Genomic DNA, 21597 nt, shown 5'->3' with positions numbered 1-21597 from the left:
TCGCTTCGCTCCTTGGCTAAGGCTGGCTTCCGAACCGCACCGGAGCCACCGTGAAGATGACGCTCGAGATCACCGCCGAGCCCTTGCCGCAGGATCTCGCCCGTGTCGGCGAGGGCTTGACCGCCTTCAACGACAGCGATGTCGGTGCCTCGGGCCGGAAGACGCTCGCCGTCTTCGTTCGCGACGACGCCGGCGCGATCGTCGCCGGCATCTCCGGTTACACCGCCTGGGGCTGGCTCTATGTGCAATGGCTCTGGGTCGACGAAACCTGGCGTGGCCGGCACATCGCCGCGAGCATGCTGGACGCAGCCGAACGGGAAGCGCTGGCGCGCGGCTGCCAGGCCGCGTGGATCGACACTTTCAATCCGACCGCAGCCAAGGTCTATCAGCGCCAGGGCTACCAGCCGTTCGGCACGCTCGCCGATTTTCCGGTCGGTCGCAGCCGCATCTTCATGCAGAAGAAGTTGTCTTAACCCGCGAGCTTTCCACCGCGCATCGGCTGCGGCACCCCGGTGGTGCTCGGAAAGCTGATCGGCAGGCCGCGCAGCACGCGCACCGCGAGGAACGCGAAGCATTCCGCTTCGACCGCGTCGCCCTTCCAGCCGAGCGTCTCGGCTTGCACCACTTCGACGCCGGCGCGCTGGCCGAGCATCGCCATCATGGTCGGGTTGCGGCGGCCGCCGCCGCTGACCGCCAGTCGTCTTGGCCGGCGCGGCAACAGATCGAGCGCCTTGCCGACCGCCGAGACGGTGAAAGCCGTCAGCGTCGCCGCGCCGTCCTCCGCGCCGAGCCCGTCGGCCATGGCCGCGGTGAAGTCGAAGCGGTCAAGCGATTTTGGGTAAGGCTTCGTCAGATACGGATGCTGCAGCAGCCGCTCTAGCCTTGCCTCGTCGACCGTACCCGCGGCAGCCAGTCTGCCGTCGCGATCCATCTCGCCGAGGCCCTTCGCCTTGATGAAATCATTGACCGGCGCATTGGCCGGCCCGGTGTCGAAGGCGACGATGTTGTCTTTGCCGTCCCACCAGGTGATGTTGCCGACGCCGCCCAGATTGAGCACCGCGGTGTCGCCGCTGGCGTCGGCCTCTTTGAGCAGCGCCGCATGATACGCGGCAGCGAGCGGCGCGCCTTGTCCGCCGGCCGCCACATCGGCCGTGCGGAAGTCATAGGCGACTTTGGTGCCAAGCAGGGCGGCCATCAGCTCGCCGTCGCCGAGCTGGCGCGTGCGACCGATCCGTCCCGCCTGCGGGGCGCGATGCAGCACCGTCTGGCCGTGGAAGCCGACGACGCCGATATCGGCCATCGTCATGCCCTGGCTTTCGACCAAATCCCTGACCGCCGCCGACTGCGCGCGCGTCAGCGCCTCCTCCGCCTCGCGAAAAATCGCCGGCTCCGGCCCCTCGAAATTCCAGACGCGTGCTTGGCGCAGCGTTTCTTCGAGCAGGGCGCGGATCGATTGCGGGTAGGGGGCCAATGTGTATGTACCGGCGTCGGCGATGCGCTCGCCGTCGGTTTTAATCAGCGCCACGTCGATATTGCCGTCAAGCACCGTACCGGTCATCAAGCCGACGGCCCAGATTGGTTCCATGGTCGTTCCTCGAATCGCCGCTGAACCACGTGTCGGACGGATCGACGCGACAGGCAAGTCTTTCGGCTGCGCCGGGACTTCTCACCGCGCACCGCCTTTGCGTCGAACTGCCAAAACGGAGCAACCTGGTCCTTGCCTCTTGCCGCCGAAGGAGCGAGCTTGTGCGATTATCGACCTCAACTTGAACAACGCGTACTCGCAGGAGGAACGACATGGCCGCCAATGTCGCAGTGATCGCAGGCGCTGGAGCTGGCCTCAGCGCTTCGCTGGCGCGGCTCCTCGGCAAGCAAGGTTTTCGCGTCGTGCTGGCCGCCCGCAATGTCGACAAGCTCTCCGCGCTGGTTCAGGAGACGGGTGCGCGGGCGGTGGAGACGGACGTGTCGGATGCCGCCTCCGTCGCGCGGCTGTTCGAGGCGGCCGACAAGGCCGGCTCCCTCGAAATTGCCGTCTTCAACGCCAGCGGCCGCACGCGCGGCCCGATCGCCGAGCTCGATCCGGAGGCGGTCAAGCAGGCCCTGCTCGTCGGCGCCTATGGCGGCTTCCTCGTCGGCCAGCAGGCGGCGCGCCGGCTTGTTGCGCGCGGCTCCGGCTCGATCCTGTTCACCGGCGCCACTGCGAGTCTCAAGGGCTTCTCCGGCTCGGCCGGCTTCGCCATGCCGAAATTCGGGCTGCGCGGGCTGGCGCAGTCGATGGCGCGCGAGCTAGGTCCGAAGAACATCCATGTCGCGCATTTCATCATCGACGGCCAGATCGAGCCGCCCGGGCAGGCGGCCGAGCCAGACCGGCCGGATCGCCGCCTCTCGCCGGACGCGATCGCCGAGACCTATCTCGCAGTCCACCGCCAGCATCGCAGCGCCTGGAGCTTCGAGGTCGAGATGAGGCCCTGGGTCGAGACGTTCTGACGATCCATTCCACGAACCGTGCAATAACGCGCCGCGATGCGAGACCGGCGTCATGGTTGCGGCGGTGGTGGTGCTGATCGTGCTGGTCTGCGGCATCCAGTGGTGTGACCGGCTGGTCGCGTGGCTGGATCATCGCGGATAGGCGAAACGCGAGAAGCGGAAGTCGAATGAACGCAATTTGCCGCGAAAACCCGGGAATTGAGCGGCGGCTTGCTCCATTTGCAACGAGATTGGTTGGCGCGTTTCTTCACCTGCAATGACGCGCATGTCATCGTGCGGCGGGGTTGCTCGAGCAATTCCAGGAAAAGTGCGCATCGGTTTTCCGTCCGGACTTGCGAAAAACAGAGAGTTGCCGCCAAGAGGAAGCTGTCCATGGCCAGAATAATCCCGGTGCTCGATCTCGACCGACTGGAGCAGGGCGAGTCGGAACTGCGGACCTTCTTGTTTGATCTGCGCACCGCCGCTCGCGATGTCGGCTTCTTCTATCTCAGCGGCCACGGCATAACGCAGCCGGACATCGACGCGGTGCTCGATGCCGCGCGGCGCTTCTTTGCCTTGTCGGAGGCCGACAAGCTGGCCATCGAGATGGTGAAGTCGCCGCAATTTCGCGGCTACACGCGTGCCGGCGGCGAGCTGACCAGGGGCAAGGCCGACTGGCGCGAGCAGCTCGACATCGGCGTCGAGCGCGCGACCATTTCGCAAGGGCCGAGCGTGCCGGCCTGGACCCGGCTGCAAGGTCCGAACCAGTGGCCGGCTGCGTTGCCCGAACTGAAGCCGGCGCTGCTTGCCTGGCAGACCAAGGCGACGGAGGTAGCCATCCGGCTGCTCAAGGCCTTCGCGCTGTCACTCGATCAGCCGGAGGACGCCTTCGACCCGATCTATGGCAGCGAGCCCAACCACCGCATGAAGATCGTGCGCTACCCAGGCCGCGACGCCACCGGTGACGACCAGGGCGTCGGCGCGCATAAGGATGGCGGTTTCCTCACCCTTCTGCTGCAGGACGAGAACAAGGGGCTGCAGGTCGAATATGATGGCAGCTGGGTGAATGTGGATCCGATTCCGCAAACGCTCGTGGTCAACATCGGCGAACTGCTCGAACTCGCTTCGAACGGGTATCTGAGAGCAACCGTGCACCGCGTCGTCACACCGCCGCAAGGCGTCGAGCGGATTTCGGTGCCGTTCTTCTTCAGCGCCCGGCTCGACGCGACCATCCCGCTGCTCGACCTTCCGCAGGAACTGGCGGCTGAGGCGCGCGGGCCGGCCAGCGATCCCGACAACCCGCTCTTCCGAAACGTCGGAACCAATGTGCTGAAGAGCCGTCTGAGGTCGCATCCCGACGTGGCCCGGCAGCACTATGCCGATCTTCTGGAAAAGGCAGCGGCGGCCGGCTGAGCTTTGCCGCTGCCCGCGCGATATTTTTTCGCCTTTCGGCCAGTTTTTGGAATTCAGTTCGTGGAAAATATACCGCAACCGCCCCAAATAGAGGCCATCGCTCGGTGTTTTCCTCCCATTGCGCCGGGCGATGTTCCCCTCTGAAGGTTATGACCTTCATTTCTTGGCCGGGCCGCTTTCGCGCCCGGCCTTTTTCTTTGGGGCAGCGCGCAGCTTGCAAATTCGCGGAGCGAGGATTGCCGGTCAGGCGAAAGCGATGCGGATCGCACCAAGGGGCCCGAAATCCGAGACGGTCCGATCGCCATGCCGGCATTCGACCGGCCGGATGAAGGAGCCCGACAGCACCACCTGTCCGGCCTCGATTTGCATGCGGTATTGGTGAAGCCGGTTGGCGAGCCACACAATGCCCTTGGCCGGATGATCGAGCACGCCGGCGCCGAGCCCCGTCTCCTCCACCTCGCCGTTGCGCGACACGATGGCGCCGATCCAGCGCAGGTCTGCCTCGCGCGGGCTGGGGTGGCCGCGCTCCTCCAGCGCGCGCAGATAGATCGCGTCGCTGGTCTCGTCGCTCACCTGCAGGCCGAGCGTGTGACATAGAACGCGCGCGATGACCCCTTGAAGATCGCCTCGCCGGTCCGCTTCTTCTCCTCCGCGCTGCGGCCCCTGCCGATGCGGAAATTCATGTCGATGAAGCCGTTCTCGGGGAGCCGGTCCGCGATCGCATAGGCATCTGCACGGAAGGCGCGCACCCGCACGGCGCCGGGCTCGAACAGGCCGGTCTCGAGGATGATGCGTGAAACGGGCGCGCAAAGCTCGCTCATCTCGACCTCGCGTCGAGATTCGCCGAATATTCGATCGCCATGTGGGGCAAGGGCTTGGCGACCGAATGTCAAGCGCTCGTTCCCATGTCGACGGGGTCGTCGGGGACGGGATTGCCGCTCTCGGAGAAATCGCGGATATAGCTGCGATCCGAGCGTTAATTTCTGTTGCGAGTCGTACTGGACTGGAACTTTTCGGAGAGTTGACTCTGCTGCCGCCCAGCACCCGCCGTTCCCTGCCCATGGCTCTGCTTCGCGCTCGTGAAGTGATCATGGCGCATTTTCGTCCGATGCTTGCTCGCCACGACATCACCGAGCAGCAATGGCGCGTGCTGCGCGTGCTTGCCGAGACCGGTCCGCTGGAAGCGACCGAGCTCGCCAACCGCGCCTCGATCCTGCCGCCCAGCCTCACCCGCATCATCAAAGCACTGGACGAGCGCGAATTCATCACCCGCAACAAGGTCAAGGATGACGGCCGCCGCGCACTGCTCGCCATCAGCCCGGCCGGCGTGGCGCTGATCGAGGAGCTGGCGCCCGAGCGCACCGCCATCCACGACGCCATCGAGAAGCGTTACGGCGCCGAGCAGCACGAACGCCTGCTGGACATGCTGGAAAGCCTGATCGAGTCGGAGTCAGCGCCGGACTGACCCGACTAGCCACCGAAACTCCCCAGCGCGCTGGGCTGCATGTAGTTGCGCCCGACACGGAGCAGCGCCGCCTCGTCGCTGCCGTGGCGGATGTCGACGACGCGCCCGAACATCACATTGTGCGTGCCGGCGCTCGGTGTCATGCGCTTCGAAAGCCAGGAAGAGGCGGTGCGCCTTGCCAACGCCACCGTCTATGGTCTTGCTTCTGCCGTGTGCACCTCGAAGCGTTCGACCGCGCATCGCATGGTGCGCGCCATCAATGCCGGCGCGGTCCACGTCAACACCTATGGCGGCGCCGACATCACGGTACCGCTCGGCGGCTTCAAGCAGTCCGGCTTCGGCAGAGACAAGTCGCAGCACGCGATCGAGAAGTACACCGACCTCAGGACGGCGTGAATAGCGCTCGGATAAGCTCCCCTCGAGGGGAGGGTGGCCGGACTTTGTGGAGATGCTCGCCCAAGCCGGCACGGCCGGTGTCGGCGCCTGGTTGCGCCAAGGTATACCCGATGCGACTGTGCTGGGTCGCCGTTATCGACGCTTACGCGAGGCCAATCTGATGCTCCTGGCTGTCCATCATGTCGCAATCATCTGCAGTGACTATGAGACCTCCAAGCAGTTCTACACGAACAAGCTCGGTTTCGTCGTTCTGGCCGAAAACTGGCGCCCCGAAAGGCAGTCTTGGAAGTGCGATTTGCGTCACGGTCCCATCCAGATCGAACTGTTCAGTTTCCCTGATCCGCCAAGCCGGCCCAGCAGGCCCGAGGCCTGTGGATTAAGGCATATTGCATTCTCGGTCGCCTCGGTCGAGGCAACAGCCGACCTGCTTCGGTCGCGAGACGTCGAGGTGGAGCCCATCCGAACAGATCCATACACGGGACGATTGTTTACCTTCATCGCCGATCCCGATGGACTCCCGATCGAATTTTACCAGGACGGTGTTTGACGGCGAGGAATTCGGCCGCGAAATCCGCCGGTTGCGGAACGCGAAGCAACCGGTTGAGTAGGCAGATGATGACATCAGGCTTGGAGAAGCTGGGGCACGACGCCAGCTGCCATCGGGACGGCGTCGGCAGCACCTAACCATCTTCGCCGCAACGGGGAAGATGAGTCATGCCTCGCCGGTCAGCCGCGCCGAGATGAGCCTCGCCGCCCTGATCGCCGCCTCGCCCTGGGCGGCCGCGACCGCATCGTCGACGCGCGAGACAGGGGAGGCGATCGACAGCGTGCCGATCGGCTGCCCGTCGGCGCCGAGGATCGCCGCGCCTATGCTGTGCACGCCGTCCTGGTGGGTTCGCGCGCCTGACGATGAACAGGGCAACGCAACGTTAGACAAGGCACCAACTTTTCAGCGGCTGGAGCTACACCAGCGCGCCGCAAACAGGTATCTATCGTCGCGACATCATGCTTCGGGGGCCATGAGGGAGCGGCTTGCAGCTGGATTTGACAACAATCGAGGCGCTCGCGCCCGACCAGGCCTCGCTCGGCGCCGCCGCCAAGCTGACCAAGCGGTCGAACTGGCCCCGCCTCGAGACAAACGAACAGCTGGGCCTCATCTGGGGCGAATGCCAGGGCTCGGGAGCGAATCCCTACCGCGTCGCATTCGATGCCCGCGACCACGGCTACAAATGCACCTGTCCATCGCGAAAATTTCCGTGCAAGCACATACTGGGGCTGATGTGGATCGGCGCCACCGCGCCCGCCAGCTTCGATCGGGTCGACCAGACGCCGGAATGGGTCAATGACTGGCTCGGCCGGCGCCGCAAGCCGGGCCAGTCGCCGACGCCGGCGCCGGCAAGCGCGGAAAGCAAAAGCATCGACGAGGCGTTGCGGCCCGAGCAAAGCGCTCCTGTAGAAGACGCCGCGGCCGCCGAACGCCGCGAGGCGGCGCAGCGCAAGCGGGCCGAGGATACGCGAAGCGCCGTTTCGGCCGCGCTCGATGAGCTCGATCAATGGATCGCCGACCAGCTTCGGCTCGGCCTTGCCGGATTTGTCGACGCCAGCAGCGAACGCTGCCGCCGCATCGCGGCGCGGCTTGTCGACCTCAAGGCGACCGCTTTGGCCGGGCGTATCGACGAGCTGCCCGCGAAACTGATGGCGCTGCGCAACGAAGAGCGGCCGGATGCCGCGATCCGCGAGCTCGGTAAGCTGGTGCTGCTCGCCAAGGCCTGGCGTGCCGCGCCCGACGATCCCGAGCTGAAGCGCCTGGTCTCGACATCCGAAACACGCGACCAGATCCTTGCCAATCCGGATGCCGTCCAGGTCGAGAGCGACTGGGAGGTGCTGGGAGAGAAGATCGAGGCCCGTCGCGACGGCCTGGTCAGCCACGCGACCTGGCTGCTCGATCTGAAAAGCCCAATCCCACGATTTGCCGTCCTCCTGGACTTCTTCCCGGCCTCGGCCGGGCGCCGCTCCGGCGCCTTCGCGCCGGGGGATCGCTTCAAGGCGAGGCTGGTGTTCTATCCATCCCGAATTCCGCTTCGCGCACTGGTCGCAGAACGCCTGGGCGATGCGTCGTCCGGCAATTGGCCCGATTTTGCTCCGAACGCTGCCGGCGATCCGCTGGCCGCCTATGCAGCTTTCCAGGACGGCGCGCCGTGGCTGTCCGACTGTCCGATCCTCCTGCCGGCGGGCGCGATCGCGCTGGACGAGAAGGATGGCGCCTGGTGGCAGGCGGCGAACGATTCGCATGGCATCGCCCTGCCTGTCGCCGGCTCCGTCAACCAGACCTTGCTTGGCCTCGATCTGACAGTCACGGCAGCGCTGTGGAACGGCGCCAGGCTCGAGCTTCTGGCCTCACAAAGCAGCGTCGGGAGGCTCAATCTCTCATGAACGAGCTCGAGCAGGCAGGGCTGGCGAGGCTTCGCGACAACTGGATTTCGGGCGGCGCCGCTTTCGAATTGGCGCCCGCCGAATGGAAGGAGTTCGCGGCTGCCTCCAGCTCGGACGAGCAGGAACGTCGGCTCTTGGCGATCGCCGCGCAGGCGCTGGATGTCGCGCTTCGGCCGGCGGCGCCCAAAACCTTGAAACGCCGTCCGCCGCTGCCGATGCTCGCGCTGCCGATGCTTCCTGATTGGCTGCGACCGTTGCTGCGTGCCGCATTGAAATACGCCGCTGATGCGAGGCTCAAGACCCGCGTGGCCACACTCGTCGCCAGCCGAGGCTTCGTGCTGCATCCGATGGATTGGATGCCTGCTGCGTCGGATCAGGAAAGCCCAGATATCTATGCTCCCTGGGTCGACTGGCAAGCAGGCGCGGATGGCGACAGGCAGTCTCGACGACGACAACTCACCGCTGAAACCTGGGATGATTTTTATCCTGCCGCGCGCCGTACAGCTTTGGTCGAATTACGGCGCACCATGCCTGTCTTGGCGCGGACGTTGATTGAGACCAAGGGAGCGAGCGAGCCGGCGGAGGTCAGGCTTGCGCTCGTGGAGCTGATGCGCTTCGGCTTGAGTGCCGATGACATTCCATTTCTAAAGAGCCTGTCCGCCGATCGCTCAGGCAAGGTGCGCGAAACGGCCGGCCGGCTCCTGGCAAGGTTGGGTGAACGTAGCGATCCAGCGGATGGCGCGTCGAAAGATCCGATAGCCGAGCTCGCCGCTTTCATTGAGGAAGGCAAATCCGGCTTCATCCGCCGCCGCACCACCTACACGCCGATAAAACCCAAGTCGCCTGCGCAACAGTCGCGTCGCGCCGACCTGTTCGCGTCCTGTTACTTCGGCGATCTCATCGCCCAATTCGGCAAGACTGAGCCCGATTTCATTGGCGCATGGCAGTTCGGCGTCGATGAGGGTGCCGATCTCTTTCTCGTTCGAATGATCGCGGTGTCCGGCAGCGATGCGGCGGTCGCCTGTTTGGCGGATTTGCTTGTCGCCGCCGGCGGCAGGCTGGCGCTTCTCGTCCTCCAGCTCATGTCGCGCTTGGACAACGGCAGGAAGCGTGTCCTGATCAGGCAGATCCTGGATGATGGGCAAAATCTGGCCGCGCTCAACCTGGTCGAAGGCGCGGAAGCAGGCTGGCTGGAATGGAGCGACCTCGCAAGGAGCAAGACGCTTCCAGCGCTGCGTTCCGCCGTCTCGGGTGACAACGACGTCATGAAACGAAGCGCCGAGCAGTATCTCGAGACCCTAGGCTTTCTGGCCAATCCGGAGGCGGCGGAAAAATTGATCGACGAGGTGATCGCCGCCGGCCTGTCGCCCGCTTCCCCATCCCTCGGCCTGCTGCGGCTCAATGCGGCGCTGGCCGGAAACCCTTCGCAATCCGACAGATGATCAACCCGGAGAAGATCGCATGAACGCAGCCATCCGCCTTCCGGCCGAGCAGGTCTATGCCTCCGAACTGCAGGCGCTCGCGCGCGACGACGACCGCCAGAAGCCTGCCGGCTGGAGCCTGTCGCCCAAGGCTGTCCTCACTTACCTGATGGGCGGCAAGGCGGGCGACGGCACGCTTATCACCCCGAAATATGTCGGACGTCGGCAATTGATGGAAACCGCGGTGGCGACGCTCGCGACCGACCGGGCGCTGCTCCTGCTCGGCGTGCCGGGAACGGCAAAATCCTGGGTCTCGGAACATCTCGCCGGCGCCATCATGGGAAACTCGACGCTGATCGTGCAATGCACGGCCGGCACCGACGAGAATCAGATCCGCTACGGCTGGAACTATGCGCAGCTCTTGGCGAAGGGGCCGAGCCAGGAGGCGCTGGTGCCGACGCCGCTCTACCGCGCCATGCAGGAAGGCAAGCTCTGCCGCTTGGAAGAGCTGACGCGCATGGGCTCCGACGTGCAGGACACGCTGATCACCGTGCTGTCCGAAAAGATGATGCCGGTGCCGGAGCTGAACACCTCGATCTACGCGCAGCGCGGCTTCAACATCATCGCCACCGCGAACAATCGCGACAAGGGCGTCAACGAACTCTCCTCGGCGCTGAAGCGCCGTTTCAATGTCGTGGTGCTGCCGCTGCCGGAGGACATGGCGGAAGAGGTCTCGATCGTGTCTCGGCGCGTCGGCGAGATGGCCGGCGGACTGGACCTGCCGGTGCCGAAAAATGTCGGCGAGGAGATCGCGCGCGTGCTGACCATCTTCCGCGAGCTGCGCTCCGGCGCGACCTCGGACGGCAAGGTGACGCTGAAGACGCCGTCGGGCTCGCTCTCCACCGCCGAGGCGATCGCCACGATGATCAGCGGCCTCAGCCAGGCGGCCTGGTTCGACGGCGGCAAGCTCCACGCCGAAGGCCTGGCGCCAAGCCTGGTCGGCGCCATCGTCAAGGATCCGGTCCAGGACAAGGTCGTGCTGGAGGAATATCTGGAGACGGTGCTGAAGAAGCGGCCGGACTACGCCGGTTATTACGCGGCGCTCAACGCGGCCATCTGAGCCATGACGCAAGGCGGCATCAGCTATTTCGGCATTCGCCATCATGGGCCGGGCTCCGCCGCGAGCCTGGTTAGAGCGTTGCAGGAATTGCAGCCGGCCGCCGTGCTGATCGAGGGGCCGGTGGATGCCTCGCCCTTGCTGCCCCTGGTTGCCAGCCCGGACATGAAGCCGCCGGTGGCGCTGCTTTGCTACCCCGAGGACGATCCCGCCGCGACGCGCTTCTGGCCCTTCGCCGAATTCTCTCCCGAATATCAGGCGGCGCTTTGGGCCGTCGTCAACAAGGCGGCGCTGCGTTTCATCGACCTGCCCTCCGCCGCGCGGCTTGCCGAGCAAGGGCCCGAGGGTTCGACCGACGCCGATGCGGACGAACCGGAGGCCACCGAACAGCAGAGCGAAGCAAGCTCGCGGATCCTTGATCCGATTGGCACCTTGGCGCGCGCCGCCGGCTATGAGGACGGCGAAAGCTGGTGGTCCGATATCATCGAGCAGAATCCCGCACCCGGGCCGATCTTCGCGGCCATCGCCGACGCGATGACGACGCTGCGCGACGGCGAGACGTCCATTGGCAAATTCGAGGCCATGCGCGAGGCGCATATGCGGCTGGAGATCGGCGCTGCGCGCAAAGAAATCGACGGGCCGCTGGCCGTCGTCTGCGGCGCGTGGCATGTGCCCGCCCTGCAAGCTCCGCATCCGCAAAAGATCGACCAGGCACTGCTCAAGGGCATCGGCCGGCGGAAGACCACGATGACCTTCGCGCCATGGACCGGACCGCGGCTGGCGCTGGGCTATGGCTATGGCGCCGGTGTCGTCGCGCCGGGCTGGAGCAAGCACCTGTGGCAGACGCGCGGGCAGGACGACGCTTCGGTGCTGTGGCTCGCGCGGATCGCTTCGGTTCTCAGGGCCAAGGGCCATATGATTTCGACCGCCTCGCTGATCGAGGCGGAGCGTCTGGCGCGGGCGCTTGCCGCCATACGCGAGCGCCCGAAACCGGGTTTCGAGGAACTGCGCGAGGCCTCGATCGCGGCGCTCTTCAACGGCGAGGCCCTGCTGTGGAAGATGGTCGAGGCCGAGCTGCTGCTCGGCGCCGATGTCGGCGAGATTCCATCCGACACGCCGCTCGCGCCGCTGATCGATGATTTGCAGCGCAACCAGAAGGCCGCGCGGCTCAAGCCTGAAGCACTGGAGCGCGAGCTCTCCATCGACCTGCGCAGCGAGAGCGGTCTCTTTCGGTCGACGCTTCTGCACCGGCTGAACGTGCTCGGCGTGAACTGGGGCAGGCTGACGGATGTCGGCCGCAGCCGCGGCACGTTCCGCGAGCGCTGGCTGCTGGCCTGGCAGCCGGAATACGCCGTGCGCCTGGTCGAAAACCTGATTTACGGACCGACCATCGAGAAGGCCGCCAACGGCCGGCTTGTCCAGATGATCGGCGCCGCTTCGACGCTCGATGCTCTGGCCACGCTGGTGCAAAGCGCGATCACCGCCGCCTTGAGCGAGGCGTCCGCGGCCGGCCTCGCCGCGCTCGAGGAGAAGGCGGCGCATAGCAGCGAATGCCTGGAGCTCCTTCCGTCGGTGCCCCCGCTTGCCGACATCATCCGCTATGGCGAAGCGCGCAAAACCGAGACGCAGCGCCTTGCCGGCCTCTTGGAGCGGTTGGTCATCGAAGGCGCGATCGCGCTGCCTTACGCCGCGCGCGATCTCGACGCGCAGGCCGCCGCAGCGCTGATGGCGGCGCTGCGGAAGGCCGACGAGGCGATCAGGCTGGTCGAGCCGGACGGGCATGTCCTGGATGCCTGGCGGAACGGCCTTGCGGCCGTGCTCGATTCATCGCGCTCGACGGCGCTCGTTGCTGGCTGCGCCGCACATCTGCTCTACGAGGCCGGGCACCTCTCGGCCGAGGCCACGGCCGGCCTTTTGGCAAAGCGGCTGTCGCCCGGAACGCCGGTCATCGATGCCGCCGCCTTTTTCGAAGGCTTCTTCAGCGGCGCCGGCCAGAGGCTGATCTATGACGAGGGGCTGCGCGGCGCTGTCGATTCCTGGCTGGCATCGCTCGACGAGGACGCCTTCGTTGCGCATCTGCCTTTGCTGCGCCGCGTATTTTCCAATCTCGACAGCATGGAGCGCCGCCGCCTGATCGAGGCCGTGCTCGGCCGCAGGGCGAGCCTGCCCGCCGGACTGACGCCGGCACCCGATGGCGGCGACGCCTGGCGCCGGCATTTTGGTCTCCTCGGCAAGCTGCTTACGGGGGAGCCCAACCATGGATGATGAAACGGTCGGACCCGATCTTCATCCGATCGAAGGGACGCGGGAGCGCCGTTGGCGCCTGGCGATCGGCGCCGACGATGAGTCTTCCTCGGCGCTGTCGGAGGAGGACCGGCGGCTTTCGGCAGCCCTCGATGCGCTCTACGGCGACGGCAGCGGCGACGCCGGCGATCCGCGCAAGCGGCGCGGCGGCCTCGGCCGCTCGGCGCCGCGCGTCGCGCAATGGATGGGCGATATCCGCTCTTTCTTCCCGGAGCAGGTGGTCCAGGTCGTGCAGAAGGACGCCTTCGAGCGGCTGAAGCTGAAGCAAATGCTGATGGAGCCGGAATTCCTCAAGGCGATCGAGGCCGACGTCAATCTCGTTGCCGATCTGGTCTCGTTGCGCTCGGCGATGCCGGAAAAGACCAGGGACATTGCACGCTCGATCATTTCCGACATCGTCGCCAAGCTGATGCAGCGTCTCGAGCAGAAGACCGCCGAGGCGATCCGCGGCGCGCTCGACCGTTCCAGGCGCACCAACCGGCCGCGGCAGCGCGACATCGACTGGCCGCGCACGATCGCGGCGAACCTTCGCCACTACCAGCCAGACCACAAGACCGTGGTGCCGGAAAAGCTCGTCGGCTTCATGCGCCGCCAGCGTCGGCTGGTCGACCTCGACGAAGTGACGCTCTGCGTCGATCAGTCCGGCTCGATGGCAAGTTCGGTCATCTACGCCTCGATCTTCGCGGCCGTGATGGCCTCCTTGCCGGTCGTGCGCACCAAGCTGGTCTGCTTTGACACCGCGATCGTCGATCTGACCGAAGAGCTCAGCGATCCGGTCGAGGTGCTGTTCGGCGTCCAGCTTGGCGGCGGAACCGACATCAACCAGGCGGTCGCTTATTGCGCCGAGCGCATCGAGCGGCCGACCAAGGCCCATTTCGTCCTCATCACCGACCTCTACGAAGGCGGCAACGGTCAGGAACTGCTTCGTCGGCTGGCTGCGCTGGTGCGGTCGGGCGTCAATGTCGTTGTGCTCCTGGCGCTCACCGACCAGGGCCGTCCCGGCTACGACTCTTCCATGGCCGGCTCGGTCGCGGCATTGGGCGTCCCGGTCTTCGCCTGCACGCCGGACCATTTTCCCGACATGATGGCGGCGGCGCTGCGCCGGGAGGACATCGGCGCTTGGGCGGCGGGAGCGGACATCAAGCTTATTCGCCCGGATTCGGAAACGCCAAGCGCAGCCGAATAGCTTCGCCACCCTTCCGACGCTGATCAGGGCGCTTTCTCGCTGATCAATTCAAACCGCTCGATCTCACAGTGTTGGCCGACCAGCGCCAGCACCTCAGTTGACGGCTCGACTGCATCTGGCTGCCGCCATTTGACTTGGAAGGAAAACACGAAGCGGTCGCGGTCGGCATCGTGCTCCATGCCAACGAAGCGGGCATCATATCCGAGCGGCCGTACGATCTCCTGGAGGTCGGGCGGGGCTGTCTTCGGCCATGAGACCGCAAGGATCGCCTTGTGGTCGCGCGGGATCTTGAGATCGACCCACTTCAGGGCCTGCAGCGTCACCAGGGTCAATGCTGTAGCAATCGCGCCGAGGCCGAACTGGCCGCCGCCGAAGGCCAGCCCGATCATCGTCATGATCCACATGGTGGCGGCGGTGGTCACTCCGGTGACGAGATCGCCGCGCCTGAGGATGGCGCCGCCGCCGATGAAGCCGACGCCGGTGAGCACGCCGAGCGCAAAGCGCAGCACATCCATGCGCACGAATGAGTCCGGTCCCTTGCCGGCAACGTCGAGCAGCATGTTGGCCTGGACCATGGCCACGCACGCCGCGAGGCCGACCAGGATGGTCGTCCGCAGGCCGGCGGAATGGCCGCGCGCCTCGCGATTCAAGCCGATGAGGAAGCCCGCGACCAGCGTCAGCAACAGCCGCGCAACGAGATCCGGCCAGGTTGGATGAAGCGGCATGTCGCAGCAGAGCGGCTCGAGCATTTCCCGTCGGCGACGCCGGTCGGCGCACCCTCCATTGCGTCAGGACAGTTCAACTAAGCTCGGCTATGGATGGTTCCTTGGCCAATGCCGATGACGTGAGGTTCCGCGGAATTGGTGCTGTGGGAGGGCGGGCGTGCTCCCGCGACCAGCTGGAACGCGGTCGCGGGAGGAGGTGGCTCAGCCGAACTTCGGGTCGAGGCTGCCGGACTTGTAACGCTTGGCCATTTCCGACAACGGGATCGGCTTGATCTTCGGCGCGTTGCCGGCTGTGCCGAACTGCTCGAAACGTTCCTTGCAGAGCTTCTTCATCGCCGCCATGGCCGGCGTCAGATATTTGCGCGGATCGAACTCGGACGGGTTCTCGGTCAGCACCTTGCGGATCGCGCCGGTCAGCGCCATGCGGTTGTCGGTGTCGATGTTGATCTTGCGCACGCCGTGCTTGATGCCGCGCTGGATCTCTTCCACCGGCACACCCCAGGTCGGCTTCATCTGGCCGCCATATTTGTTGATGATCTCCTGCAGCTCCTCCGGCACCGATGACGAGCCGTGCATGACCAGATGCATGTTGGGCAGGCGGCGATGGATCTCCTCGATCACGTTCATCGCCAGCACTGCGCCATCCGGCTTGCGCGAGAATTTGTAGGCGCCGTGGCTGGTGCCCATGGCCACCGCCAGCGCATCGACATGGGTGTCGCGCACGAACTGCTCGGCCTGCACCGGGTCTGTAAGCAACTGATCGTGGCTGATGGCGCCTTCGACGCCGTGGCCATCCTCCTGCTCGCCGCCGCCGCTCTCCAGCGAGCCGAGCACGCCGATCTCGCCTTCCACCGAGACACCGCCCCAATGCGCCATATCGACGACGCGGCGCGTGATGCCTGAATTATAGGCGTAGTCGGCCGGCGACTTGCCGTCTTCCTTCAGCGAACCGTCCATCATGACCGAGGTGAAGCCGTACTGGATCGCGGTGACGCAGGTCGCTTCGTTGTTGCCGTGGTCGAGATGCATGCAGACCGGAATGTCGGGGTGGATCTCGACCAGCGCGTCGATCAGCTTGGCCAGCACCACATCATTGGCGTAGGCGCGCGCCCCGCGGCTCGCCTGGAGGATGACCGGCGACTTGGTCTCCTCGGCCGCCTCCATGATGGCGAGGCCCTGTTCCATGTTGTTCATGTTGAAGGCAGGCACGCCATAGCCTTGTTCGGCGGCATGGTCGAGCAATTGTCTCAGTGTGATGCGAGCCAACGAATAGTCTCCCGTATCTGGTTCGAGCCCGTGTTTGAAAAGGCCGCCCGGGCGGGCGGCCCCGTTGCTTCTGGCCGGATTTCTAACCTACCGCAACCTTTTGAAGCCTTTTCGGCCGCAATTCTTGTTGCAGGGCTGAAATCCGGCCCGAGTCGAGCCTAAGCGGCGATCCGCTCGCGCGCGGCAAGGATTTCAACGCAGGCCTTCGCCGCTTCCTTGCCCTTCACCAAAAAAAATGCTCGTGGAAGAAGCGGCGGTGCTCGGCGCTTTCATGGTAGTTGTGCGGCGTGAGCACGGCAGAGAGCACCGGGGAAGATTAACTGCGCTCGGGAAACATCGCCTTCAGCCCCTCGCGTGAAGCCTTCGCCACGCCGCGCTCGGTGATCAGCCCTGTCACCAGCCGAGCCGGCGTCACGTCGAAGGCGGGATTTGCCGCCGGCGTCGCGTCGGGCGAGACGCGCACCTGCGCGACCTTGCCGTCGGCCGTCCTACCCCACACCAGCGAAACCTCGTCACTCGCGCGCTCCTCGATCGGGATTTCCGCAAGCCCGTCGGCGACCGTCCAGTCGATGGTGGGCGAGGGGAGCGCGACATAGAAAGGGACGTCGTTGTCGGCGGCGGCTAAAGCCTTGAGATAGGTGCCGATCTTGTTGCAGACGTCGCCATTGGCCGTCGTGCGGTCGGTGCCGACGATCACCATGTCGATGTCGCCATGCTGCATCAGATGCCCGCCGGCGTTATCGACGATCAGCGTGTGCGGCACGCCGTGGCCGGCCATTTCCCAGGCGGTCAGCTGGGCGCCCTGGTTGCGCGGCCTGGTCTCGTCGACATAGACGTGGACCGGAATGCCGGCTTCCGTCGCCAGATAGATTGGCGCCGTGGCGGTGCCGTAGTCGACCGTCGCCAGCCAACCGGCATTGCAATGGGTGAGAATGTTGACCGCCTCGCCAGGCTTCTTTTTCGCCGCGATCTCCTTGATGATGGCAAGCCCGTTCTCGCCGATGGCGCGATTGAGCCCGACATCCTCGTCTGCGATCTCGGCGGCGCGCCGGTAGGCGGCCTCGGCGCGCTCTCCCGGCGCCAGCGGCTTGAGAAAACGCCGCATCTCGTCCAGCGCCCAGCGCAGGTTGATCGCCGTCGGTCGCGTTTTGTGCAGCGTCTCCCACGCCGCGTCGAGCGCTTCGTCCGAGGGATCGTCGGTCATCTGGATGGCGACGCCGTAGGCGGCGGTGACGCCGATCAGCGGCGCGCCGCGCACCCACATGTCGCGGACCGCGGTAGCGATGCTGGGAACGGTTCCGATCGTCTCGACGCGAAACTCATGCGGCAGCCAGCGCTGGTCGATGATCTCGACCGAGCGTTTGTCGTCGCTGAGCCAAATTGTACGATAGTGGCGTTCGCCGACTTTCAAAGGCTCTTCTCCTGTTCGACCAGCGCGGCCAATGCGTTGACCTCGTCGATGCTGTGGATCTCACGCCGGTTCACGGCGATGTGGCGGCCGAAGCGCAGCGCCTTTGCTTCACATTTGGCGCGAAGGTCTGCGTCGGCAATGGTCTCGAAATCGGCATTGTGGGCGAGACCGAGGATACGCCGGTGCACCTCGATGCCGGCGAAGCCGAGCAGGTCGGTCCAGATGCCGGAAAGCATGTGGTCGAGCGCCTGTTCGGAACCGAGCAGGTCGCCCTGATCCTCGAACAGGCTCTTCTGGTAGAGGATGCCGGTGCGCTCGGTTCGCCACAAATGCGAAAACTCGGCGCGGAACACCGCCCAGCTCTCGGCCGTGACCTTAAGCAGGTAGGCGCGCATCGAATCCCGGCTACCTTTCTGCTCATGGCCCCGCTGCGAGAAGAAGGCCATCCAGAAATTGGCGAGCAGCATGCCGACGTCGAAGGCGATCGGGCCGTAGAAGGCGAATTCCGGATCGATCATCCGGGTCTCGGTATCGGTCACCATGATCGAACCGGAATGCAGGTCGCCATGCAGCAGTGTTTCGGCATTGGCGGCGAAGAGGTGCTTCAGCCGCTGCGCCTCGACCTTGAGGTCGCGGTCGGCGCGCAATTCGGCCACCAGGCGGTCGAGCTGCGGGCTGGTGTGCCGGTTCATCTCGGCGTCGAAATAGGGATCGGAGAACACCAGGTTCTCGGTGATGTCGCAGAGCTCGACATTGTCGGCGAACAGCGCGAGATCGGCCTTGCGCTCTTTTGTCGGCATTGAGAGGTCCGAGCCGCGGAACAGCGTGCGGGCCATGAACAGGCCGATGTCGCGCGCAATGTTCGGCAGCTCGCGGCCGTCGATCAGCGCGCGACGCAGGATGATGTAGGGCGGCGCCAGATACTCCATGACAATTAGCGCCTGGTCCTCGTCGAAATAATAGATCGCGGGCACCGAGCCTTGCGCTCGGCGCTGTTGCCTCGTCAGCGCGTGATACTCGAAGAAAGAGCGCTTCAAAGGCAGCGGCCAGCTGTCGCCGACCAGGCGCACATAGGGCAGCGCCTGCTTGACCACCGCCGCGCCCTGGTCGCCCTCGACGATGAAAACGAGGTTCAGATTGCCGTCGCCGACCTCGCGTACTTTCCAGTGGCCGGCGTCCTTGCCAATGCGCTCGGTAAGCGCTGTGGTCTCGCCGAGGCGCTTCGGCAGCGTCTCCACCGACAATGCTTCGAACTTCCCGGTCATCCTCTCCCTCCTGCGCGTGGTGTCCCACGATAACGGCGCCACGGCGGCCGGGCCAAGCTAGGGAGCGCTCTGGCAATTGTCAATCGTGTTGACAATTGCCGAGTGAGTCCATAGCGTCATGGATCAGGGAGGAACGAATGGGCGCAGATGCCGTGTTCCGTGTGGACGGCCTGAGGAAATCCTTCGGCCAGAACGAGGTGCTTGGCGGCATCGCGCTGGATCTCTATGCGGGCGAGGTCACCGTGCTGATGGGCGCCAACGGCGCCGGCAAATCCACCCTGGTCAAGATCGTCAGCGGCGTCTACGCGCGCGGCGGCGGCACGATGCGGCTCGCCGGCCAGGCCTTCGATCCCGGCTCGCCGGCAGAAGCGATCCGCGCCGGTGTCGTCACCGTTCATCAGAACATCAATGACGGCGTTGTCGCAGATCTCGACGTCGCCACCAACCTGACGCTCGACCGGCTGAGCGGCAAGGGCGCATCGCTGCTGTTCAAGCCCGCCAATGTCCGCGTCGAAGCCAGGGCCGTCGCCGACCGCATGGGGCTTACGCTCGATCTTAAGGCACGCGTCGCGGACCTCTCACTCGCCGATCGTCAGATGGTCGCGATTGCCCGCGCCATGGCGCACCAGCCGAAAGTGCTGATCCTCGACGAGCCGACCTCCTCGCTGTCGAGCGCCGAGGCCGACCGGCTGTTTGCGCTGATCGACAGGCTGCGCGGGCAGGGTGTCGCGATCCTCTATATCTCGCATCGCATGTCCGACATCAGGCGCTTGGCAGACCGCATCGTCTCGATGCGTGACGGCGTCGTCTCCGGCGTGTTCGACCGGAAGCCGCTCGACTATGAGGGCGCGGTCAATGCCATGCTCGGCCGCAAGATCCTGCTCGACCGCGTCATTGCCAGAAGCTCGGCGCGCGCGGTCTTCACCGCTCAAGGCCTGCAGCTGGCGCCCGGCGCCAGACCGATCTCGATGACGCTCGGCGCTGGGGAGGTGGTGGCGATCACCGGCCTGGTCGGCGTCGGCAAGACGGCGCTCGCCGAAACTTTGTTCGGCGTGCGCAGGCCGCTCGCCGGCACCATGCATATGGACGGCAAGCCCTACGCACCGGGATCCGCGCGCGACGCGATCGCTGCCGGCGTCTTCCTTGTGGCCAAGGACCGCGCGATGAGCGGCATCGTCGGCGGCTTCAACATCGAACGCAACATCAGCCTGCCGTTTCTCAAGCGCATGTCCGGCTTCGGCGTCATGAAGAAGCGGGCAGAGCGGGCTGCCGCACGCCGCCAGATCGGCGAGCTCGGCATCGTCTGCCGCTCCGAGAAGGACGAGCTTTCCGCGCTTTCGGGCGGCAACCAGCAGAAGGTGATGGTGGCGCGCTGGATGTCGCAGGCCTCGCGCCTGTTCATCCTCGACGAGCCGTTCCAGGGCGTCGATATCTCGGCTCGGCGCGACATCGCAACCAAGCTCAGGGCGAGCCCCGACGGCCGCGCCACACTGCTCTTCGTCACCGAGATCGACGAGGCCCTGGAGACCGCCGACCGCATCCTGGTGATGTCGGAGCACGCGATCGTCGGCGAGCACAGGAACGATGACATCGATCTCGATCGGCTGCTGGCTGAGGTGGCCGGCGGGCCGCTCACCAGCGCGGCGTGAGATCGTATGGATGACGAGACTTGGAGTGCAGGCATGAGTTCCAGTTTGGCGGAGAGGGCAGCAGCGCGGGGGCGTTCGATAACATTGCGCGACTATGCCATCCGCTATGGTTTCATCATCCTGCTGATCGGGCTGATCGCCTATTTCGCGATCGCCGCCGACGGCTTCGCCTCGCCGCAAAGCGCCGTCTTCATCTTCCAGTCGGTCGCGATCACCGGCGTGCTGGCACTCGGCGTCACCGCGACACTTGTCGTCGGCGGCTTCGATCTGTCGATCGGCTCGGTCGCCACCAGCGCCATGATGGCGGCTTCCTATGCCATGGTTGTGCTGGAGCAGAACGCCGTCGTCGCCGTCATCGCCTGCCTCGTGATCGGCGCGGTCGTCGGCCTCATCAATGGCTGGCTCATCGTCTACATGCGCGTGCCGGATCTGCTCGCGACGCTCGGCATGATGTTCCTGCTGCTCGGCCTGCAACGCATTCCGACCGAAGGCCGCTCGATCGCCACCGGCATGACGATGCCCGACGGCTCGGTCGCCAACGGCAAGTTCTCGGAAGCCTTCCTGGCGCTCGGCCGCCACCGCATCGACTTCTTCATTCCGAACCTGATCCCGGTCTCGGTGGTGGTGCTGGTCGTGCTCGCCGCGCTCATCTGGTTCTTCCTCGAATACACCCGCTTCGGCCGCATGATGTATGCCGTCGGCAGCAACGAACGCGCCGCCGAACTGGCCGGCGCGCCTGTCAAGGCATACAAGATCTGGGCCTATGTCATTTCGGGAGTTTTTGCCTCGATCGGCGGGATTTTGCTCGCTGCCCGGCTTGGACGCGGCGATATCGCCTCGGGTAATAATCTGCTGCTCGACGCAGTAGCGGCGGCGCTTATCGGCTACGCGGTGCTCGGCGCCGCCAAGCCCAACGCTTTCGGCACGGCCGTCGGCGCGGTGTTCGTCGGCGTCCTGCTGCAGGGCCTGACGATGATGAACGCCCCTTACTACACGCAGGATTTCGTCAAGGGCGCGGTTCTCGTCGTCGCCCTTGTCTTCACCTTCGCCCTTTCCGGCAGGGGCAAGAGATAGTTTCGA

Annotated in this window: 20 protein-coding genes and 5 pseudogenes; 14 read left to right on the top strand and 11 right to left on the bottom strand. The window is 65.3% G+C overall.

From position 1 onward, the window contains the following. The first annotated feature begins 50 nt into the window (after nt 1-50). Nucleotides 51-473, top strand: a complete 423-nt coding sequence (locus CK221_RS00670; protein ID WP_095776279.1) for a GNAT family N-acetyltransferase — start codon at nt 51-53, stop codon at nt 471-473. Here CK221_RS00670 and CK221_RS00665 read toward each other — a convergent pair. Beyond that, a complete protein-coding gene (locus CK221_RS00665) occupies nt 470-1585 on the bottom strand; it encodes an anhydro-N-acetylmuramic acid kinase (RefSeq protein ID WP_095776278.1) in 1116 nt (371 codons plus the stop codon). The genes CK221_RS00670 and CK221_RS00665 overlap by 4 nt on opposite strands. A 212-nt stretch (nt 1586-1797) precedes the next feature. Here CK221_RS00665 and CK221_RS00660 point away from each other — a divergent pair, with 212 nt between their 5' ends. After that, on the top strand, nt 1798-2487 hold the full coding sequence (locus CK221_RS00660; protein WP_095776277.1) for an SDR family NAD(P)-dependent oxidoreductase: 690 nt from the start codon (nt 1798-1800) through the stop codon (nt 2485-2487). A gap of 34 nt (nt 2488-2521) precedes the next feature. Next, nucleotides 2522-2629 (top strand): annotated as a pseudogene (locus CK221_RS00655) (ABC transporter permease); the annotation flags it as partial. Here the strand turns inward: CK221_RS00655 and CK221_RS29530 are convergent. Next, nucleotides 2617-2802 (bottom strand): hypothetical protein, encoded by a 186-nt coding sequence (locus tag CK221_RS29530; RefSeq protein ID WP_141245810.1) that lies wholly within the window; start codon nt 2800-2802, stop codon nt 2617-2619. The pseudogene CK221_RS00655 and the gene CK221_RS29530 sit on opposite strands and share 13 nt — an antisense overlap. 57 nt (nt 2803-2859) lie before the next feature. Here CK221_RS29530 and CK221_RS00650 point away from each other — a divergent pair, with 57 nt between their 5' ends. Next, on the top strand, nt 2860-3879 hold the full coding sequence (locus CK221_RS00650) for an isopenicillin N synthase family oxygenase (protein ID WP_095776663.1): 1020 nt from the start codon (nt 2860-2862) through the stop codon (nt 3877-3879). A 243-nt stretch (nt 3880-4122) separates the two neighbouring features. On the opposite strand, the pseudogene CK221_RS00645 reads toward CK221_RS00650, so the two are convergent. Both CK221_RS00645 and CK221_RS00640 read right to left on the bottom strand, forming a co-directional pair. Then, nucleotides 4123-4389, bottom strand: a pseudogene (locus CK221_RS00645) (2-oxo-hepta-3-ene-1,7-dioic acid hydratase); the annotation flags it as partial. A gap of 107 nt (nt 4390-4496) precedes the next feature. Further along, nucleotides 4497-4750: pseudogene (locus CK221_RS00640) on the bottom strand (5-carboxymethyl-2-hydroxymuconate isomerase); the annotation flags it as partial. 189 nt (nt 4751-4939) lie between these two features. Here CK221_RS00640 and hpaR point away from each other — a divergent pair. Next, on the top strand, nt 4940-5344 hold the full coding sequence (gene hpaR / locus CK221_RS00635) for a homoprotocatechuate degradation operon regulator HpaR (protein WP_245322302.1): 405 nt from the start codon (nt 4940-4942) through the stop codon (nt 5342-5344). A 5-nt stretch (nt 5345-5349) separates the two neighbouring features. On the opposite strand, the gene CK221_RS00630 is transcribed toward hpaR, so the two are convergent. Continuing rightward, nucleotides 5350-5487: a hypothetical protein gene (locus tag CK221_RS00630; protein WP_245430570.1), complete on the bottom strand. Its 138-nt coding sequence runs from the start codon at nt 5485-5487 to the stop codon at nt 5350-5352. Between CK221_RS00630 and CK221_RS00625 the strand changes: the two are divergent. Both CK221_RS00625 and CK221_RS00620 read left to right on the top strand, forming a co-directional pair. Further along, a pseudogene (locus CK221_RS00625) lies at nt 5471-5740 on the top strand (aldehyde dehydrogenase family protein); the annotation flags it as partial. The gene CK221_RS00630 and the pseudogene CK221_RS00625 sit on opposite strands and share 17 nt — an antisense overlap. Before the next feature lie 52 nt (nt 5741-5792). Then, nucleotides 5793-6287: a VOC family protein gene (locus CK221_RS00620; protein ID WP_245430549.1), complete on the top strand. Its 495-nt coding sequence runs from the start codon at nt 5793-5795 to the stop codon at nt 6285-6287. 165 nt (nt 6288-6452) lie between these two features. Here CK221_RS00620 and CK221_RS00615 read toward each other — a convergent pair whose 3' ends face one another. Further along, complete coding sequence (locus CK221_RS00615) at nt 6453-6620, bottom strand: IclR family transcriptional regulator C-terminal domain-containing protein (protein ID WP_170950242.1); 168 nt, start codon at nt 6618-6620, stop codon at nt 6453-6455. 152 nt (nt 6621-6772) lie between these two features. On the opposite strand from CK221_RS00615, the gene CK221_RS00610 reads away from it, so the two are divergent. From CK221_RS00610 to CK221_RS00590, 5 genes are read left to right on the top strand one after another with little or no spacing between them, the layout of a single operon-like run. Next, entirely contained in the window at nt 6773-8173 is a 1401-nt protein-coding gene (locus tag CK221_RS00610) for an SWIM zinc finger family protein (protein ID WP_095776275.1), read from the top strand. Continuing rightward, entirely contained in the window at nt 8170-9615 is a 1446-nt protein-coding gene (locus tag CK221_RS00605; RefSeq protein ID WP_095776274.1) for a DUF5691 domain-containing protein, read from the top strand. The genes CK221_RS00610 and CK221_RS00605 overlap by 4 nt, the downstream gene beginning before the upstream one ends. 19 nt (nt 9616-9634) lie before the next feature. Next, a complete protein-coding gene (locus tag CK221_RS00600; RefSeq protein WP_095776273.1) occupies nt 9635-10714 on the top strand; it encodes an AAA family ATPase in 1080 nt (359 codons plus the stop codon). Between the two features lie 3 nt (nt 10715-10717). Continuing rightward, nucleotides 10718-12976, top strand: coding sequence for a DUF5682 family protein (locus CK221_RS00595; protein ID WP_095776272.1), 2259 nt, complete (start codon nt 10718-10720; stop codon nt 12974-12976). Continuing rightward, on the top strand, nt 12969-14201 hold the full coding sequence (locus CK221_RS00590) for a VWA domain-containing protein (protein ID WP_095776271.1): 1233 nt from the start codon (nt 12969-12971) through the stop codon (nt 14199-14201). Before CK221_RS00595 ends, CK221_RS00590 begins: the two co-directional genes overlap by 8 nt. A 23-nt stretch (nt 14202-14224) precedes the next feature. Here CK221_RS00590 and CK221_RS00585 read toward each other — a convergent pair whose 3' ends face one another. The 5 genes and pseudogenes from CK221_RS00585 to mtnK form a co-directional block, all read right to left on the bottom strand. Continuing rightward, entirely contained in the window at nt 14225-14950 is a 726-nt protein-coding gene (locus CK221_RS00585; protein WP_095776270.1) for an MgtC/SapB family protein, read from the bottom strand. Between the two features lie 177 nt (nt 14951-15127). Next, a complete protein-coding gene (gene fba, locus CK221_RS00580) occupies nt 15128-16192 on the bottom strand; it encodes a class II fructose-bisphosphate aldolase (RefSeq protein ID WP_066988983.1) in 1065 nt (354 codons plus the stop codon). Between the two features lie 158 nt (nt 16193-16350). After that, nucleotides 16351-16502, bottom strand: a pseudogene (locus CK221_RS30610) (6,7-dimethyl-8-ribityllumazine synthase); the annotation flags it as partial. A 6-nt stretch (nt 16503-16508) separates the two neighbouring features. Continuing rightward, nucleotides 16509-17603: an S-methyl-5-thioribose-1-phosphate isomerase gene (mtnA, locus tag CK221_RS00570; RefSeq protein WP_095776269.1), complete on the bottom strand. Its 1095-nt coding sequence runs from the start codon at nt 17601-17603 to the stop codon at nt 16509-16511. After that, entirely contained in the window at nt 17600-18868 is a 1269-nt protein-coding gene (gene mtnK / locus CK221_RS00565) for an S-methyl-5-thioribose kinase (protein WP_095776268.1), read from the bottom strand. The genes mtnA and mtnK overlap by 4 nt, the downstream gene beginning before the upstream one ends. Nucleotides 18869-19005: 137 nt before the next feature. Between mtnK and CK221_RS00560 the strand changes: the two genes are divergently transcribed. Further along, on the top strand, nt 19006-20517 hold the full coding sequence (locus CK221_RS00560; RefSeq protein ID WP_095776267.1) for a sugar ABC transporter ATP-binding protein: 1512 nt from the start codon (nt 19006-19008) through the stop codon (nt 20515-20517). A gap of 78 nt (nt 20518-20595) precedes the next feature. Beyond that, nucleotides 20596-21591, top strand: a complete 996-nt coding sequence (locus CK221_RS00555) for an ABC transporter permease (protein ID WP_095776660.1) — start codon at nt 20596-20598, stop codon at nt 21589-21591. Nucleotides 21592-21597: the final 6 nt, after the last annotated feature.

This window comes from Mesorhizobium sp. WSM3868 (assembly GCF_002294785.1).
In the GTDB taxonomy this organism is placed as follows: Bacteria; Pseudomonadota; Alphaproteobacteria; order Rhizobiales; family Rhizobiaceae; genus Mesorhizobium.
Note: the sequence above shows the minus strand (reverse complement) of the source record. Positions and strands in the feature narration are given on the sequence as shown.

Coding starts and splice junctions, on each gene's coding strand:
- CK221_RS00665 (WP_095776278.1), bottom strand. CDS start 1,585: ATGGAACCAATCTGGGCCGTCGGCTTGATGACCGGTACGGTGCTTGAC.
- CK221_RS00660 (WP_095776277.1), top strand. CDS start 1,798: ATGGCCGCCAATGTCGCAGTGATCGCAGGCGCTGGAGCTGGCCTCAGC.
- CK221_RS29530 (WP_141245810.1), bottom strand. CDS start 2,802: ATGCGCACTTTTCCTGGAATTGCTCGAGCAACCCCGCCGCACGATGAC.
- CK221_RS00650 (WP_095776663.1), top strand. CDS start 2,860: ATGGCCAGAATAATCCCGGTGCTCGATCTCGACCGACTGGAGCAGGGC.
- hpaR (WP_245322302.1), top strand. CDS start 4,940: ATGGCTCTGCTTCGCGCTCGTGAAGTGATCATGGCGCATTTTCGTCCG.
- CK221_RS00630 (WP_245430570.1), bottom strand. CDS start 5,487: ATGACACCGAGCGCCGGCACGCACAATGTGATGTTCGGGCGCGTCGTC.
- CK221_RS00620 (WP_245430549.1), top strand. CDS start 5,793: ATGCTCGCCCAAGCCGGCACGGCCGGTGTCGGCGCCTGGTTGCGCCAA.
- CK221_RS00605 (WP_095776274.1), top strand. CDS start 8,170: ATGAACGAGCTCGAGCAGGCAGGGCTGGCGAGGCTTCGCGACAACTGG.
- CK221_RS00600 (WP_095776273.1), top strand. CDS start 9,635: ATGAACGCAGCCATCCGCCTTCCGGCCGAGCAGGTCTATGCCTCCGAA.
- CK221_RS00595 (WP_095776272.1), top strand. CDS start 10,718: ATGACGCAAGGCGGCATCAGCTATTTCGGCATTCGCCATCATGGGCCG.
- CK221_RS00590 (WP_095776271.1), top strand. CDS start 12,969: ATGGATGATGAAACGGTCGGACCCGATCTTCATCCGATCGAAGGGACG.
- CK221_RS00585 (WP_095776270.1), bottom strand. CDS start 14,950: ATGCTCGAGCCGCTCTGCTGCGACATGCCGCTTCATCCAACCTGGCCG.
- mtnK (WP_095776268.1), bottom strand. CDS start 18,868: ATGACCGGGAAGTTCGAAGCATTGTCGGTGGAGACGCTGCCGAAGCGC.
- CK221_RS00560 (WP_095776267.1), top strand. CDS start 19,006: ATGGGCGCAGATGCCGTGTTCCGTGTGGACGGCCTGAGGAAATCCTTC.